Origin of the sequence: Streptomyces sp. TLI_171 (genome assembly GCF_003610255.1) — a bacterium.
Classification (GTDB): Bacteria; Actinomycetota; Actinomycetes; order Streptomycetales; family Streptomycetaceae; genus Kitasatospora.
The window spans coordinates 7,529,899-7,542,742 of sequence record NZ_RAPS01000001.1 but is presented as its reverse complement, the minus strand read 5'-3'; the positions used below and the strand labels follow the sequence as shown (position 1 = coordinate 7,542,742).

The 12,844-nt window shown below is 74.7% G+C and carries 15 protein-coding genes; 9 read left to right on the top strand and 6 right to left on the bottom strand.

Translation table 11 applies throughout. The features are described 5' to 3' along the window. Positions 1 to 157 precede the first annotated feature (157 nt). A complete protein-coding gene (lepB, locus tag BX266_RS33685; RefSeq protein WP_259464982.1) occupies positions 158 to 877 on the top strand; it encodes a signal peptidase I in 720 nt (239 codons plus the stop codon). Between the two features lie 7 nt (positions 878 to 884). Here the strand turns inward: lepB and BX266_RS33680 are convergent, their stop codons facing one another. Then, positions 885 to 1,232 (bottom strand): NUDIX domain-containing protein, encoded by a 348-nt coding sequence (locus tag BX266_RS33680; RefSeq protein WP_143687058.1) that lies wholly within the window; start codon positions 1,230 to 1,232, stop codon positions 885 to 887. Then, on the bottom strand, positions 1,229 to 1,876 hold the full coding sequence (locus tag BX266_RS33675) for a TetR/AcrR family transcriptional regulator (protein ID WP_259464981.1): 648 nt from the start codon (positions 1,874 to 1,876) through the stop codon (positions 1,229 to 1,231). Before BX266_RS33675 ends, BX266_RS33680 begins: the two co-directional genes overlap by 4 nt. A 94-nt stretch (positions 1,877 to 1,970) precedes the next feature. Between BX266_RS33675 and BX266_RS41010 the strand changes: the two genes are divergently transcribed. The 5 genes from BX266_RS41010 to BX266_RS33650 all read left to right on the top strand — a co-directional run bounded on the left by BX266_RS41010 (position 1,971) and on the right by BX266_RS33650 (position 7,194). Further along, positions 1,971 to 3,434, top strand: a complete 1,464-nt coding sequence (locus tag BX266_RS41010) for an alpha/beta fold hydrolase (RefSeq protein ID WP_099906168.1) — start codon at positions 1,971 to 1,973, stop codon at positions 3,432 to 3,434. A gap of 98 nt (positions 3,435 to 3,532) precedes the next feature. Next, positions 3,533 to 3,874: a cupin domain-containing protein gene (locus tag BX266_RS33665; protein ID WP_099906167.1), complete on the top strand. Its 342-nt coding sequence runs from the start codon at positions 3,533 to 3,535 to the stop codon at positions 3,872 to 3,874. Positions 3,875 to 4,375: 501 nt separating this feature from the next. Next, the gene (locus BX266_RS33660; protein WP_099906165.1) at positions 4,376 to 4,936 is read left to right on the top strand and encodes a hypothetical protein; all 561 of its coding nucleotides are present in this window, start codon (positions 4,376 to 4,378) and stop codon (positions 4,934 to 4,936) included. Positions 4,937 to 4,971: 35 nt separating this feature from the next. After that, positions 4,972 to 5,298, top strand: coding sequence for a divalent-cation tolerance protein CutA (gene cutA / locus BX266_RS33655; RefSeq protein WP_099908600.1), 327 nt, complete (start codon positions 4,972 to 4,974; stop codon positions 5,296 to 5,298). Between the two features lie 84 nt (positions 5,299 to 5,382). Further along, the gene (locus BX266_RS33650) at positions 5,383 to 7,194 is read left to right on the top strand and encodes a serine/threonine-protein kinase (protein ID WP_180290715.1); all 1,812 of its coding nucleotides are present in this window, start codon (positions 5,383 to 5,385) and stop codon (positions 7,192 to 7,194) included. Between the two features lie 93 nt (positions 7,195 to 7,287). On the opposite strand, the gene BX266_RS33645 is transcribed toward BX266_RS33650, so the two are convergent. Further along, positions 7,288 to 8,946, bottom strand: coding sequence for an alkaline phosphatase (locus tag BX266_RS33645; protein WP_099906162.1), 1,659 nt, complete (start codon positions 8,944 to 8,946; stop codon positions 7,288 to 7,290). A gap of 161 nt (positions 8,947 to 9,107) precedes the next feature. On the opposite strand from BX266_RS33645, the gene BX266_RS33640 reads away from it, so the two are divergent. Both BX266_RS33640 and BX266_RS33635 read left to right on the top strand, forming a co-directional pair. Continuing rightward, positions 9,108 to 9,338, top strand: coding sequence for a hypothetical protein (locus BX266_RS33640; protein WP_099906160.1), 231 nt, complete (start codon positions 9,108 to 9,110; stop codon positions 9,336 to 9,338). Between the two features lie 126 nt (positions 9,339 to 9,464). Continuing rightward, positions 9,465 to 9,926, top strand: coding sequence for a hypothetical protein (locus tag BX266_RS33635; RefSeq protein ID WP_099906158.1), 462 nt, complete (start codon positions 9,465 to 9,467; stop codon positions 9,924 to 9,926). On the opposite strand, the gene BX266_RS33630 is transcribed toward BX266_RS33635, so the two are convergent. Together BX266_RS33630 and BX266_RS33620 are read right to left on the bottom strand one after the other, a co-directional pair. After that, positions 9,863 to 10,504 carry an HNH endonuclease family protein gene (locus tag BX266_RS33630; protein WP_099906156.1) on the bottom strand — a complete coding sequence of 214 codons (642 nt, stop codon included), beginning with the start codon at positions 10,502 to 10,504 and terminating at the stop codon, positions 9,863 to 9,865. The two genes, BX266_RS33635 and BX266_RS33630, sit on opposite strands and share 64 nt — an antisense overlap. Before the next feature lie 367 nt (positions 10,505 to 10,871). Then, positions 10,872 to 11,735 (bottom strand): NAD(P)H-binding protein, encoded by an 864-nt coding sequence (locus BX266_RS33620; protein ID WP_099906152.1) that lies wholly within the window; start codon positions 11,733 to 11,735, stop codon positions 10,872 to 10,874. Positions 11,736 to 11,832: 97 nt separating this feature from the next. Between BX266_RS33620 and BX266_RS33615 the strand changes: the two genes are divergently transcribed. Then, positions 11,833 to 12,240, top strand: coding sequence for a helix-turn-helix domain-containing protein (locus BX266_RS33615; protein WP_099906151.1), 408 nt, complete (start codon positions 11,833 to 11,835; stop codon positions 12,238 to 12,240). A gap of 19 nt (positions 12,241 to 12,259) precedes the next feature. On the opposite strand, the gene BX266_RS33610 is transcribed toward BX266_RS33615, so the two are convergent. Next, entirely contained in the window at positions 12,260 to 12,790 is a 531-nt protein-coding gene (locus tag BX266_RS33610) for a gamma carbonic anhydrase family protein (protein ID WP_099906149.1), read from the bottom strand. Between the last annotated feature and the right edge of the window lie 54 nt (positions 12,791 to 12,844).

Genomic DNA, 12,844 nt, shown 5'->3' with positions numbered 1-12,844 from the left:
CGGGCGCCCCGCGGCCGGTTGGGGGACAGGCCGCGGGACGCCCGCCCCGCCCGCGTCGGCGGCCGCTTCCCCTTACGCCGCGCACACCGGTGGCACCCGTACGCTGGCTGCCGTCCGGGGGCGGCCGCGCCGCCGGCCTGCCGTCCGGGGGGATCCGTTGTCCGCTTCAGTCACCGCCTCGCCGTCGGAGGAGGCGGCCGTCCCGGCCGTGGGCCGCCCGCTCCGGTCCCGGCTGCGGGGCCTGCTGCTCGTCGCCACCGTCGCGCTGCTGATCGCCTTCCTGATCAAGACCTTCCTGGTGCAGATGTTCGTCATCCCGTCGGGCTCCATGATGGGCACCCTGCAGAAGGGCGACCGGGTCGCGGTCGACAAGCTCAGCCCGTGGCTGGGCGAGCAGCCGCACCGCGGTGAGGTGGTGGTCTTCCGCGACCCGGGCGGCTGGCTCCCCGAGGAGCCCGCCCCCGGCGGCTTCTCCGGCGCCGTCCAGGGCGTCCTCAGCCACCTCGGCCTCGCCCCCGGCGCGGACGAGAAGGACCTGATCAAGCGGGTGATCGCGGTCGGCGGCGACACCGTCGAGTGCACCGCGGGCCAGCCCCTGAAGGTCAACGGCGCCCCTCTGGACGAGCCCTACCGCTACCCGGGCGCCACCCCCTGCGACGACGACCCGGTCGGCACCGTCACCGTCCCGCCCGGCCACCTCTGGGTGATGGGCGACCACCGCAACGACTCCCACGACTCCCGCTACAACCAGCTCCACAACCCCGCCGGCGGCTTCGTCCCCACCGACCACGTCGTCGGCCGCGCCCGGCTCCTCGTCCGGCCCTTCTCCGACTGGGCCACCCTCCCCGTCCCCAGCACCTTCACCCACCTGCCCTGACGCCCCGTCACCGCCACCGGCACGCCTCGCCCATGGCGGGCAGCCGCGCCGTCCCCGGTCCGGGCGGCGCGCCGAGCACGGACCCGACGTCCGGGTACCGGCGCAGTCGCCGCGCCGCCGCCGGCCGCACCACCTCGGTCCGGCACGGGTCGTCCGGTTCGACCGCGGCGACCCGGGCCCCGGCCCCGGAGCGGAGCGCCGCCCGCGGCGTCTCGCCCGCCGCGACCGGCCCGCCGGGCACCGTGTACTGCTCGTCGCCGGGGCGCTGACGCCGGATCAGGCACGCCCGGCCGTCGGCCGTCAGCAGCGCGCCGGCCCGCACCGGGACCGCGGGCGACGGCTGACGTCCCGTCACCCGGTGCCCGTGACGTACAGGCCGGCCCGGGCGGCGAGGGCGGCGGCCGCGGCGGCCCGGTCGGCCTCGGGTTCGCCGACGGGTTCGCCGGTGATGTACATCCGCAGGTAGAGCGGGGCGACGGTGGCCCGGATCACCTCGTGCGGGTCGGTGCCGGACGGGACCTCGCCGCGGGCCAGTGCCTCGGCGACCGCCACCGAGGTGAGTTCCCGGCGGTGCGCCAGCACGTCGGCGAGCGCGCCCTGCGCCTTCGCGGAGCCCGCCGCGGCGGAGACCATGGCGCGCAGCCAGGCCCGGTGCGCCGGGTCGCCGTGCAGGGCGACGACGGCGCGGGCGACGGCGCGCAGGTCCTCCTCCAGGGTGGCGGCCGCGCCGAGCGAGATGCTGACGGCCAGGTGGTCGGCGAGGTCGACCACGATGTTCTCCAGGCTGCCCCAGCGCCGGTAGACGGTGGTGGCGGCGACCCCGGCCCGGTCGGCGATCCGGTCGATCCGGGTGTCGGCGTAGCCGTGCTCGACGAGTTCGGCGAGGGCGGCCTCCAGCACGGAGGCGCGGGTGCGGGCGGTGCGGCCGCCGGGGCGCTGCGTGCCGGGCGCGGGTCCTGACGCCCCGTCGGTCTGATCGGTGGTCACATCGGCGGCCAAATCGAATTCCTCTTGCGTTAGTGGCGGCGGGTCCGCCAGGATCGAGCCTAATGCAGAATCAACTGCATTTGGCCCGTTCCAGGGAGAGCCCTGCATGCACCTGCCCCGCGTGGAGCACCGCTTCGTGGAGGTCGACGGCGTCCGTGTCTTCTACCGCGCCGCCGGACCGGAGACCGCCCCGGTCCTGTTACTGCTGCACGGCTTCCCGTCCGCCTCGCACCAGTTCCGCCGCCTGTTCGACGCCCTCGGTTCGCGCTACCGGCTGATCGCCCCGGACTACCCCGGTTTCGGCCACACCGAGGTCCCGGAGTCCTTCGTCTTCTCCTTCGACGCGCTGGCCGAGGTCGTGGAGGGCTTCGTGCTGGCCCTCGGCCTGGAGCGCTTCGCGCTGTTCGCCTTCGACTTCGGCGGCCCGGTCGGCTTCCGGCTGGCGGCCCGCCGGCCGGAGCGGATCACCGGCCTGATCGTGCAGAACGCCAACGCGTACACCGAGGGCCTGTCCGAGCCGGCGCTCGGCGCGATCGCCCACCGCACCGGCGAGCCGGGCGCCGCCGAGGCCGTCCAGCCGCTGTTCACCCTGGAGGTGACGCGCGGTCAGTACGAGGGCGGTGCCACCGACCCGTCCCTGATCTCCCCGGACGGGTGGACGCTCGACCAGCACTTCCTCGACCTCCCCGGCCGCCGCGCCGCCCAGACGGCACTGGCCCTGGACTACCACAGCAACGTCGAGCGGTACCCGGTCTGGCAGCGCTGGCTGCGCGAGCACCGCCCGCCGACGCTGGTGCTGTGGGGCCGCAACGACGCCTTCTTCCTCCCGGCCGGCGCAGAGGCCTTCCGGCGGGACGTGCCGGGCGCCGAGGTGCACCTCCTCGACACCGGCCACTTCGCCCTGGAGGAGTGCCTGCCGGAGATCGCCCCGCTGATCGAGGCCTTCCTCGACCGCCTGCCCGCCCCGCGCCCGCTGCGGATCGCCGTGCTCGGCGCGAGCGGCAACCTCGGCGGCGAGCTGGCCCGCGAGGCCGTCCGCCGGGGCCACCAGGTCACGCCGCTCGGCCGGGCCGACGCCGATGCGGCGGACGCCGCCGCGCTGGCCTCCGTCCTGGCCGGTCACGACGCGGTGGTCGCCGCACTCAAGGGCCCCGACCGGCTCGTCCCGCGCGCCGCCGAGGCCCTGCTCGCCGCCCTCCCCGAGGCCGGTGTGGCCCGCCTGCTGTTCGTGGGCGGCGGCGGCAGCCTGGAGTACGCCCCGGGCCGGCGGTTCGTCGACTCCCCCGGGTTTCCCGCGCAGTACGTGGAGACGGCCCGCGACCAGGCCGCCGCCCTCGACGTGCTCCGGGCCGCCGACACCCCGGTGGAGTGGACGTACCTCAGCCCGCCCCCGGTCCGTCTGGAGCCCGGCCCCCGCACCGGCCGCTACCGGGTCGCCGCCACCGACGCCCCGTTGACGGACGCCGCGGGCACCAGCCGCATCACCACCGGCGACTTCGCCTCCGCCGCCCTCGATGCCCTGGAGCAGCGCACCTTCCCCCGCACCCGGATCACCGCCGCCACCCCCTGACCCCACCACGCCCCCACCGAACCCCCGGCCGGCCCCACCCGGCCGGGCCCTCGACCACCCTCGCCCCGGGCCACCCGGCCGTGCGAGGATCGCCGACCATGGAGATCATCGACAGCGGACGGTTCCGGCCCGCCGCGGACGGCTCGCCCGACTACGCGGAGCACCTCCGGGTGCCCTCGCTCAGTTTCGGCACGTACTCCCTGCCCGCCGGGTCCGTTGACGACCAGTCACCGCACCTGGAGGACGAGATCTACGTCGTCACCCGGGGCCGGGCCCGCTTCACCTCCGGCGGGCGCACGGTCGAGGTCGCCCCGGGCAGCTCCCTGTTCGTCCCCGCGCGGGAGTCGCACCGCTTCCACGACATCACCGAGGACTTGGTCGTCCTGGTGTTCTTCGCCCCCGCCTACAGCGGCGTACCGAGCCCCGAAGCGCTCGGCTAGGCCGGCCGGGCGTGCTCGCCCTCGGGAGCTCGAAGCCCCGCAGGGGGCGGAAGGTCCGCTCGGCCTCCGCCCTCGTCCCGTCCCTGATCCTCACCGCCGCGCGGGCGTCCCACCACCGGCCCCCGGCGGCGAAGACCCGGTGCCGCGACCGATCCCGGTCTGCTACGTTCGCCCGCGCCGGAGCGGCATCAGGTCGATCCGTCACCGGGAGGGTGAGGTTCTCGGCCGCCGGGACGGAGTTCCGTCAGTGTCCTCGACCGGGACTGCGCAGCCGTCAACCGGGTGGACGTCTCCCGCGCGCTCGCCGCCGGGCTGGCCCTGCGCCCACTCGCCGACACCGGCTCCGCCACCCTGTCCTGACACCCCGTCCGGTGCGGGCGCGCTCGGCGGCCCGGACGACCGGCGAACCGTCCGGCCCCGCGCGTACGACGTTCTCGGACCGCTACAGTGGCGCGCCGAGCCACCCGTCACGCCCGTTCGAGAGTTCCGGAGCACGTTCCGATGACCGCCAGCTGTCCCGCCTGTGGCACGGCCGACCACACCGTTCTCGTCTCCGCCGCGGTCCTGGACCCGCAGTCCGCGCTGGACGCGTCCGTCCGCGAGCAGCTCGACGTGCCGCGGGAGCCGAAGCTGCTGAGCCCCGCGTCCGCGGTGCTGTTCACCTTGGCGGGGCTGCAGATCCTGCCGCTGCTGATCTTCCTGATCGGGTTGGGGTCGGACGACCACCGCGTGGTCCTCGGCTCGCTGGCGATCTGCGTGCTCGTGCTCCTGCTGGCCGGGGTGTTCGGGGCGACCGGCCGGGCGGTGCTGGTCGCGGCCCGCCGCCGCCGGCTGGCGGAGGGCGGATGGCCGGTGCGCTACGAGCAGTGGCAGCTGGTGCACGGGGTCTGGCGGGCGGCCTGGCTGTGCCGGGGCTGCGCGGTGGCGTTCTTCCCGCAGGGCTCGCTCCGGCCGGACTTCCCCGCCTCGCCGCCGCTGCGCCTGGAGCACTTCCAGGACTGGTTGACCGAGACCGCGAAGCAGACGGAGTACGCGGGCGGCATGACCGCCGCCACCGCTTGACGCCCGCCGCCGGCCGCCCGTTCTACGCTCGCTCCATGGAGACTCAGGACGGCTACGTCGTGGTGACGACCACCCACGAGGACGAGACGAAGGCGCGCGACCTCGCCGCGGCGGTCGTGCGGGAACGCCTGGCAGCCTGCGCGCAGGTGCACCCGATCTCTTCGGTGTACTGGTGGGACGGCGAAGTCCGGTCCGGCGACGAGTGGCGGGTGGACTTCAAGACCCGGGCCGGCCTCGGCGACCGGCTCGCCGCGTTCATCGGCGAGCGGCACTCCTACGACACCCCGGAGATCGTCGCCGTCCCGGTGGTCGGCGGCGACCCCGCCTACCTGGAGTGGATCACCGCCGAGACCACTGGCTGAAACGCCCCCGGCTCCACGCCGGACATGGTTGGCTTGATCCCGCTTGACGACCTGTCATGTCAGGCGGAGTCATGGGGGAACGTGATGTGGGGACGGGGCACCGTGCTGGGCGGCCGCTACGCCTTGGGCGAGCGGCTGGGCAGCGGCGGCATGGGCGAGGTCTGGCGGGCCGAGGACTCGGTGCTGGGCCGGGCGGTCGCGATCAAGGTGATGCACCCGGGGCTGGGCGACGAGCAGGACTTCATCGAGCGGTTCCGCCGGGAGGCCCGCATCCTGGCGACGGTGCGGCACCCGGGCATCGTCCAGGTGATCGACTACTGCGAGCCGGCCGCGGACACCGAGGTCCGCGCCACGTACATCGTGATGGAGCTGATCGAGGGCCTCCCGCTGCACCGGGTGCTGGCGCAGGACGGCCCGATGGTGCCGTCCCGGGCGCTGGGCCTGGTCGCGGACGCCTTGGACGCACTGCACGCCGCACACCGACGGGACATCGTGCACCGGGACTTGAAGCCGTCGAACCTCATGGTCCGCGACGGCGGCGGCACGGTGGTCACCGACTTCGGGATCGCCCGGGCGATGGCCGGCACCAAGCTCACCACCACGCACTCGGTGCTGGGCACGGCCCTGTACGCGGCGCCGGAGCAGGCGGCCGGGCAGGCGGTCACGCCGCGCTCGGACCTGTACTCGATCGGCGTGGTCTGCTTCGAACTGCTCACGGGGCAGCCGCCGTTCACGGGTGACACGGTGCTGGAGGTGGTGGTCAAGCACCTCCAGCAGGCCCCGCCCCGGCTGGCGGAGGAGTTCCCGGAGCCGGTGCGGGCGTTCGTCGAGCGGGCCCTCGCCAAGGACCCGGCGGACCGCTTCCCGGACGCGGCGGCGATGGCCGCGGCCGCCCGGGCGGCGGCCGAACTCCCCTCCGCGGCCCGGCCGGTGACAGCCCGGACACTGCTCGCCACCGTTGCCGAGCAGCCCACCCCGCTGGGCGCGCCCGCCGCCGCGGCCACGCCGACGGCGGGGGCCGACCCGGCGGCCCGTACCGCGGAGACCGCCCGGCCGGCCGGGCGCCGCCGTCGGCTGCTGGTGCCAGTGGTGATACCGGTGGTGATCTCGCTGGGCGCGGGCGGTGCGGTGCTGTACGAGACCGTGCCGTGGAAGAAGGAGGCCGCGCAGACCTCGGGCACCGGATCGACGCCCGGCGCCACCGGATCCACCGCCCTCTCCCCCGCCACCGGCGCCGCCACCACCTCCGCCCCGCCCACCGATCCGGCCTCGCCCTCGGCGCAGCCCCAGCAGTCGACGTCCGGTCAGCCCGCCACCGGCGCCCCGCCCGCCCAGACCAGCGTCGGGGGTTCCGTCGGGGGTTCCGTCGGCGGCTCCGGCAGCGGCGGCCAGCAGCCGGGCGGCGGCAATCCCGCAACCACCCCGGCGGGCAGCGGTGCGGGCGGCACGGGCTCCACCGGGTCGACCCCGGCCGGCCCGCCGCAGGGCTGCGGCGGGCAGGGCTGGGGGTACATCACCGCGGTGGGCTCGGGACAGCGCCTCGGCCTGGCGGCGAACAACCTGGCGGGCGGCACGGCGGTGGTGATGGACCGCAACACCTCCTGGGGCTGGTACCGCTCGGCGCCCGACCCGGGCGGCTGGTACAAGCTGTACCCGTGCAACCAGAGCAAGCCGGTGCTGGTCCAGGAGAACGACAAGAGCATCGAACTGCAGTCCGACTTCAGCGTGTTGACCAGTTGGAGCGTGACGACGGCCTCCACCCAGGGCGCGGTCTACCTGAAGGACTACATGGGCAGCACCTGCCTGACCGACAACGGTTCCGGCAACCGCGTCACCATGGAGACCTGCACCCCGGGCAACACCGCCCAACAGTGGCGCGTCCCGGCCTCGGGCTGACCGCCCGTCAGCCCGGCAGCCCGCGACGTGCACCGGCAGCCCCCGCTGCCGCGGAACCGGGTCGTCCTCGCCCCGCCGCCCGTGCCGCGAAGGTCAGTTCGCCGGGGAGTAGACCCGCTCGATCTGCTGGGTGCCCGCCTTGGTGCGGTAGGAGCGGGCCCACGTGCTGGTCGCGTCCGCCCGGGTGCGGTCGGACAGCACGTAGTAGTCCATCTGGGCGCGCTCGGCGGTGATGTCCAGGACGCCGTAGCCGTGCGAGTCCAGGTCGGTCCACTTGACGTGCCGGTTGGCGGCCTGGATCGCCGCGGAGGCGACCAGCGACAGGGTGCCGGGGGCGACCTTGAGGATGTCGTCGATGTTGTCGGAGGTGACCGAGGTGACCACGAACTCGGTGGCGGCGCTGCCGGAGGCCGGGTAGGTGGCGGCCTCGAACGGCACGTCGCAGGCCCAGGCGGAGTGGATGTCGCCGGTCAGGAACACCGTGTTGGTGATGTGATGGTCCTTCAGGTGGCCGAGCAGCTCACGGCGGTCGTGGGTGTAGCCGTCCCACTGGTCGACGTTGACGGCCAGGCCCTCGCCGGGCAGGCCGAGCAGCTGCGCGAGCGGGCGGACCAGGTAGTCGGGCAGCGAGAGGAACGCCACCGGGGAGATCATCACCTCGTTGCCGACCAGCCGCCAGGTGGTGTCGGAGGCGGCCAGTCCGGCCTTCAGCCAGTCGAGTTGGGCCCGGCCGGTGATGGTGCGGTCGGCGGAGTCGACCTCGCCGTTACCGATCGACGCCTGCTGCGAGCGGAACGAGCGCAGGTCGAGAAGGTGCAGGTCGGCGAGCTTGCCGTAGCGCAGCCGCCGGTAGGTGGTGCCGGCCACCGACGGGCGGACCGGCATCCACTCGAAGTAGGCCTGCTTGGCCGCGGCGACCCGGGCCGCCCAGTCGCCCTCGGCGCCGGGGGTGTGATTCTCGGCCCCGCCGGACCAGGCGTCGTTGGCGAACTCGTGGTCGTCCCAGATCGCCACCGTCGGGACGGCGGCGTGCAGCGCCTGCAGGTCCGCGTCGGTCTTGTAACGGCCGTGCCGGGTGCGGTAGTCGGCGAGCGTGACGATCTCGTTGGCGGGGGCGTGCGGGCGCACCACGGTGCCGCGGGTGCCGTACGCGCCGGAGGCGTACTCGTAGATGTAGTCGCCGAGGAACAGGAACACGTCCAGGTCGCCGCGGGCGGCGAGGTGCCGGTACGCGGAGAAGTAGCCGGCCTCCCAGTTCGCGCAGGACGCCACGCCCAGGCGGAGCCGGGCCACCGCCGCGTCGGTGGCGGGGGCGGTGCGGGTGCGGCCGACGGGCGAGACGGCGTCGCCGGCCAGGAAGCGGAACCAGTAGGCGGTGTCGGGGCGCAGGCCGCGGACGTCGGCCTTCAGGGTGTGGTCGGTGGCCGCGGTGGTGGTGACGGTGCCGGTGGCGGCGATCGCGGTGAAGTTCCGGTCGGTGGCGAGCTGCCACTGGACGGCGGTGTCGGCGCCGAGGCCTGAGCCGGGGGTGGCGTCGGCAGCGGGGGTGACCCGGGTCCACAGCAGGATGCCGTCGGGCAGCGGGTCGCCTGAGGCCACGCCGTGCAGGAACTGCGGGCCGGTGGCGGCGGAGGCGCTGCCGGCGGCGCCGGTCAGCGGCAGCGCGAGGGCGCCGGCGGTCAGGGCGGCGGCCTGGATGACCCGGCGGCGCGGCGGGCGGGCGGTGGACGCGGTGGCGGTGGATTCGGTCACAGCTCACGAGACTTACCCACCGGTAATGACTTGTCCAGACCCCGGCCTGACTGTTCGTCAGGCCTTCACCCCGGTAACGTACGACCCAACCGGATCGTCTCCGAACCATCCAGGGGCGAGCAGCCCCGCCGGGGGGCGCCGCCACGCTCAGGGGGGCACCGATGCACACCACCGAACCGACGGCCGCCCGCAAACGTCCGGGCTGGGCCTGGCTGCTCGCCTCGCTCCCCCTCTCCGCCTGGGGCGGCTGGGCCCTCTCCGCCCTGGCCTTCCGCCCCTGCGGCGACACCGACGGCATGGACGGCTTCCGCCTCGCCTACGCCACCGTCCTGGCCGCCGTCCTGACAGCCCTTCAGCTCCCCCTCGACTTCGCGCTCACCCCTTGCCACTGAACGGATGAGCAGTGGAGACCCGACCGTGGCGGTGACAAGGTGGGGCGCCGAGCGTCCGGAGGCACGGACTCGCGCGGGCGGCAGTGCTGTTCAGCAGCGTGCCGGACCTTCCGGACGACGCGGGCGGTGATCCGGCGGGCGGGCGAGGAGATCGGCCGCTCGTACGGGCAGAACGACCTCGGCACGGACCGCCTGAACCGGAGCGAGCGCGCGGCGTCGGGGCGCGGGGAGATGTCCGAACGCCAGTACGACAAGCGTTTCCGGCTGCTGCGCCGGATGGAGGCCAGACTGGCCCGGCTCGTCCACGAGCAGCGCCGGCGCGAGATCACCGTCACCGGCAAGGGCGCCCTCGCGCACGTCCTGCCGTACGAACCGTTCGCCGCGGACCCGGACACCGCGGCCTGCGGAGGAGCGCCCGGCCCTGTTCCCGGGTGGACGCAGGGTCGAATCCTGCCCTCGTCGCCTCTCCGTCGTGATCGCCCCGCCGGGGCCCGCCGACCTGGCGGCCCCCGGGCGGAGTGCGGTCAGCAGCCGTTGAGGATGCTGGTGAGGGCGGACTTCTCGGCGGTGTCGACCGAGAGGTTGTAGTAGTGCTTCACCTGGACCCAGGCGCGGACGTAGGTGCAGCGGTAGCCGGTGACGGAGGGGAGCCACTCGGCGGGGTCCTTGTCTCCCTTGGCCTGGTTGACGCTGTCGGTGACGGCGATCAGCTGGGGGCGGGTGAGGTCGTTGGCGAAGGCCTGGCGCTGGGCGGTGGTCCAGGCGGAGGCGCCGGAGTCCCAGGCCTCGGCGAGCGGGACCAGGTGGTCGATGTCGAGGTCGGAGGCGGCGTGCCAGGTCGCGCCGTCGTAGGGGGAGAACCAACTGCCGGAGGTGGCGGCGCAGGCGGAGTCGGTGACGACGCCGGAGCCGTCGCGCTTGAGGACGGTCTCGCGGGTGTTGCAGGCGCCGGAGACCGTGATCCAGTGCGGGAACAGGTCGCGGCTGTAGCCGGTGCGGTTCTCGGCCTTGACGGTCAGCTGGCCCAGGTAGGTGCGGGCGGTCGCGGCGGAGACCGGGGTGGGCAGTGCGGCCTGGGCGGTGCCGGTGCTCGCGGTGACGGCTCCGAAGGCGAGGACGGAGGTGGCGGCGACGGCGGCGAGGCGGCGGACGGAACGGTTCGGCACGGGGCGCTCCTGGGCTCGGCGAAGAGGCGTGGCGGCGGTGCCGAGCCAGACTGGCAGTCAGGAGTCTATGCGGGTAGATACCGAGCCGTGAAGATTTCATTACCGTCACATGACCGTCCGGGCCAGTGATGTGAAGGTTCGTCACCGGCCGGACTCCGCCCGGGCGGAGTCCGCGTCAGCCGCGCCGCCAGTCGCGCTGCCAGTCGCGCTGCCGACACGTCCCCCGCGCCGGGCGACGACCCCGTCCAGCACCTCGACCGCCCCTGCCCCGCCTCCGGTCGCCCCGGCCCGGGCCCGCACCACGGCGACCGCCGTCAACACCACGCCGTCCGCGCACCCGGCGGCCGCGCCGGGTGCCAACGGGCCGTCAGGAGGCGGCGGCGAGGGCCCGCGCGACGGTGTCGGCGAGCGGGGTGGTCGGGCGGCCGATCAGGCGGGACAGGTCGCCGCTGCCGCCGGCCAGCAGGCCGCGGGCGATCGCGGACACGTCGACGTCCACCAGGATCTCGGCGAGCTGCAGCGGCAGGCCCGCGCCGGTGAGCACCCCGAGGTTGGCCTCCGCCGGCAGCTCGTGGTGGAGGACCTCGCGACCGCTCTGCCGGGACAGTTCCGCGGCGTACTCGGCGAGCGTCCAGGACCGGTCGCCGCTGAGCTCGTACGCCCGGTTCTCGTGGCCCTCGCCGGTCAGCACGGCCGCGGCCGCCGCGGCGTAGTCGGCGCGGCTGGCGGAGCCGATCCGCCCGCCGGAGGTGCTGCCGGCCACGCCGTGCTCCAGCTGGACGGGGATCAGGGCGGTGTAGTTCTCGGTGTACCAGCCGTTGCGCAGGAAGGTGTACGGCAGGCCGGAGTCGAGGATCAGCTGCTCGGTGGCCCGGTGCTCCTCGGCCAGCCGGAAGTCCGCGGCGGGGCCGCCGAGCACGCCGGTGTAGACCAGTCGCGCGGCCCCGCCGGCCTTCGCGGCCTCGATGACGGCGGTGTGCTGGGCGACCCGGCGGCCGACCTCGCTGCCGGAGATCAGCAGCACGGTGTCGCCGGGGCGGATCGCGGCCGCCAGCGTCTCCGGCCGGTCGTAGTCCGCCACCCGCAGCTCCACGCCGCGCGCGGCCAGGTCGGCGGCCTTCCGCTCGTCGCGGACGGCGGCGACGACCTCGGCGGCCGGGACGCGGGCCAGCAGCTCCTCGACGACGAGGCGGCCGAGCTGACCGGTGGCGCCGGTGACGACGATGCTCATGGTGATGCAACTCCTGTGGTGGTACGACGGCTGTCGCACCAACCGTAGGAAAGTCACTAACGAATCGGAAGTACCCACTTTCGGGTAAGCTACTTCCATGAACCTCAGGGTGAAGGAACTGACCGGCGGCCTCCCGGCGGACGTCAACTCGGCGGGCTGCGCCTCGCGCGGCATCCTCGAACACGTCACCAGCCGCTGGGCGGTCCTGGTGCTCGCCGTGCTGCTGGACAGCACCCACCGGTTCAGCGAGCTGCGCCGCGCGGTGGGCGGGGTGAGCGAGAAGATGCTCGCCCAGACCCTGCAGACCCTGGAGCAGGACGGCCTGGTGCTCCGCGAGGCGCACGCCGTCATCCCGCCGCGCGTCGACTACTCGCTCACCCCGCTCGGCGAGGAGGCCGCCCGGCAGGTCTGGGCGCTGGCCCGCTGGGCGGAGTCCCGCGTCCCCGAGGTGCTGGCCGCCCGGGCGGCCCACGCCGAGGCGAAGGCCGCCTCCCCGGCCGCCTGACGGCGCGTCGGCCGCGCGGTCAGCCGCCCGCCACGTCCTGCGCGTGTGCGGCGGCGAGCAGTTGGTAGCCCGCGCCGTTCGCCGTGATCCCGGCCTTCTCCTCCTCGGTCAGCTCGCGTCTGACCTTCGCGGGCACACCGGCCACCAGCGAACCGGGCGGGACCTGCATGCCCTGCGGGACCACCGCACCGGCCGCGACCAGCGAGCCCGCGCCGATCCGCGCCCCGTTCAGGACGGTGGCGCTCATCCCGATCAGCACGTCGTCCTCGACGGTGCAGCCGTGCAGCACGGCGTTGTGGCCCACCGAGATCCGCTCGCCGAGCACCGCGGGGAACGACGGATCGGCGTGCACCGTGCAGTTGTCCTGAATGTTCGTCAGCGCCCCGACGACGATCCGCTCGGCGTCCCCGCGCAGCACCGCCCCGTACCAGACGCTCGCGCCCGGCCCGACGGTCACGTCACCGACCACCACCGCCCCGGGTGCGACGAACGCGCCCGGGTCGACCTGCGGATGCCGACCGCCGACGGCCGCGATCAAGGGTTCGGCCACAGCTCGCTCCTCCTCGTCCCGCACGGCACCGCGCCGCGCCCGGCCCAGTCTCCC

Excerpts from the sequence above, each read along its gene's own strand:
- BX266_RS41010 (WP_099906168.1), top strand. The coding sequence starts at position 1,971 with ATGCACCTGCCCCGCGTGGAGCACCGCTTCGTGGAGGTCGACGGCGTC.
- BX266_RS33665 (WP_099906167.1), top strand. The coding sequence starts at position 3,533 with ATGGAGATCATCGACAGCGGACGGTTCCGGCCCGCCGCGGACGGCTCG.
- BX266_RS33660 (WP_099906165.1), top strand. The coding sequence starts at position 4,376 with ATGACCGCCAGCTGTCCCGCCTGTGGCACGGCCGACCACACCGTTCTC.
- cutA (WP_099908600.1), top strand. The coding sequence starts at position 4,972 with ATGGAGACTCAGGACGGCTACGTCGTGGTGACGACCACCCACGAGGAC.
- BX266_RS33650 (WP_180290715.1), top strand. The coding sequence starts at position 5,383 with ATGTGGGGACGGGGCACCGTGCTGGGCGGCCGCTACGCCTTGGGCGAG.
- BX266_RS33640 (WP_099906160.1), top strand. The coding sequence starts at position 9,108 with ATGCACACCACCGAACCGACGGCCGCCCGCAAACGTCCGGGCTGGGCC.
- BX266_RS33620 (WP_099906152.1), bottom strand. The coding sequence starts at position 11,735 with ATGAGCATCGTCGTCACCGGCGCCACCGGTCAGCTCGGCCGCCTCGTC.
- BX266_RS33615 (WP_099906151.1), top strand. The coding sequence starts at position 11,833 with ATGAACCTCAGGGTGAAGGAACTGACCGGCGGCCTCCCGGCGGACGTC.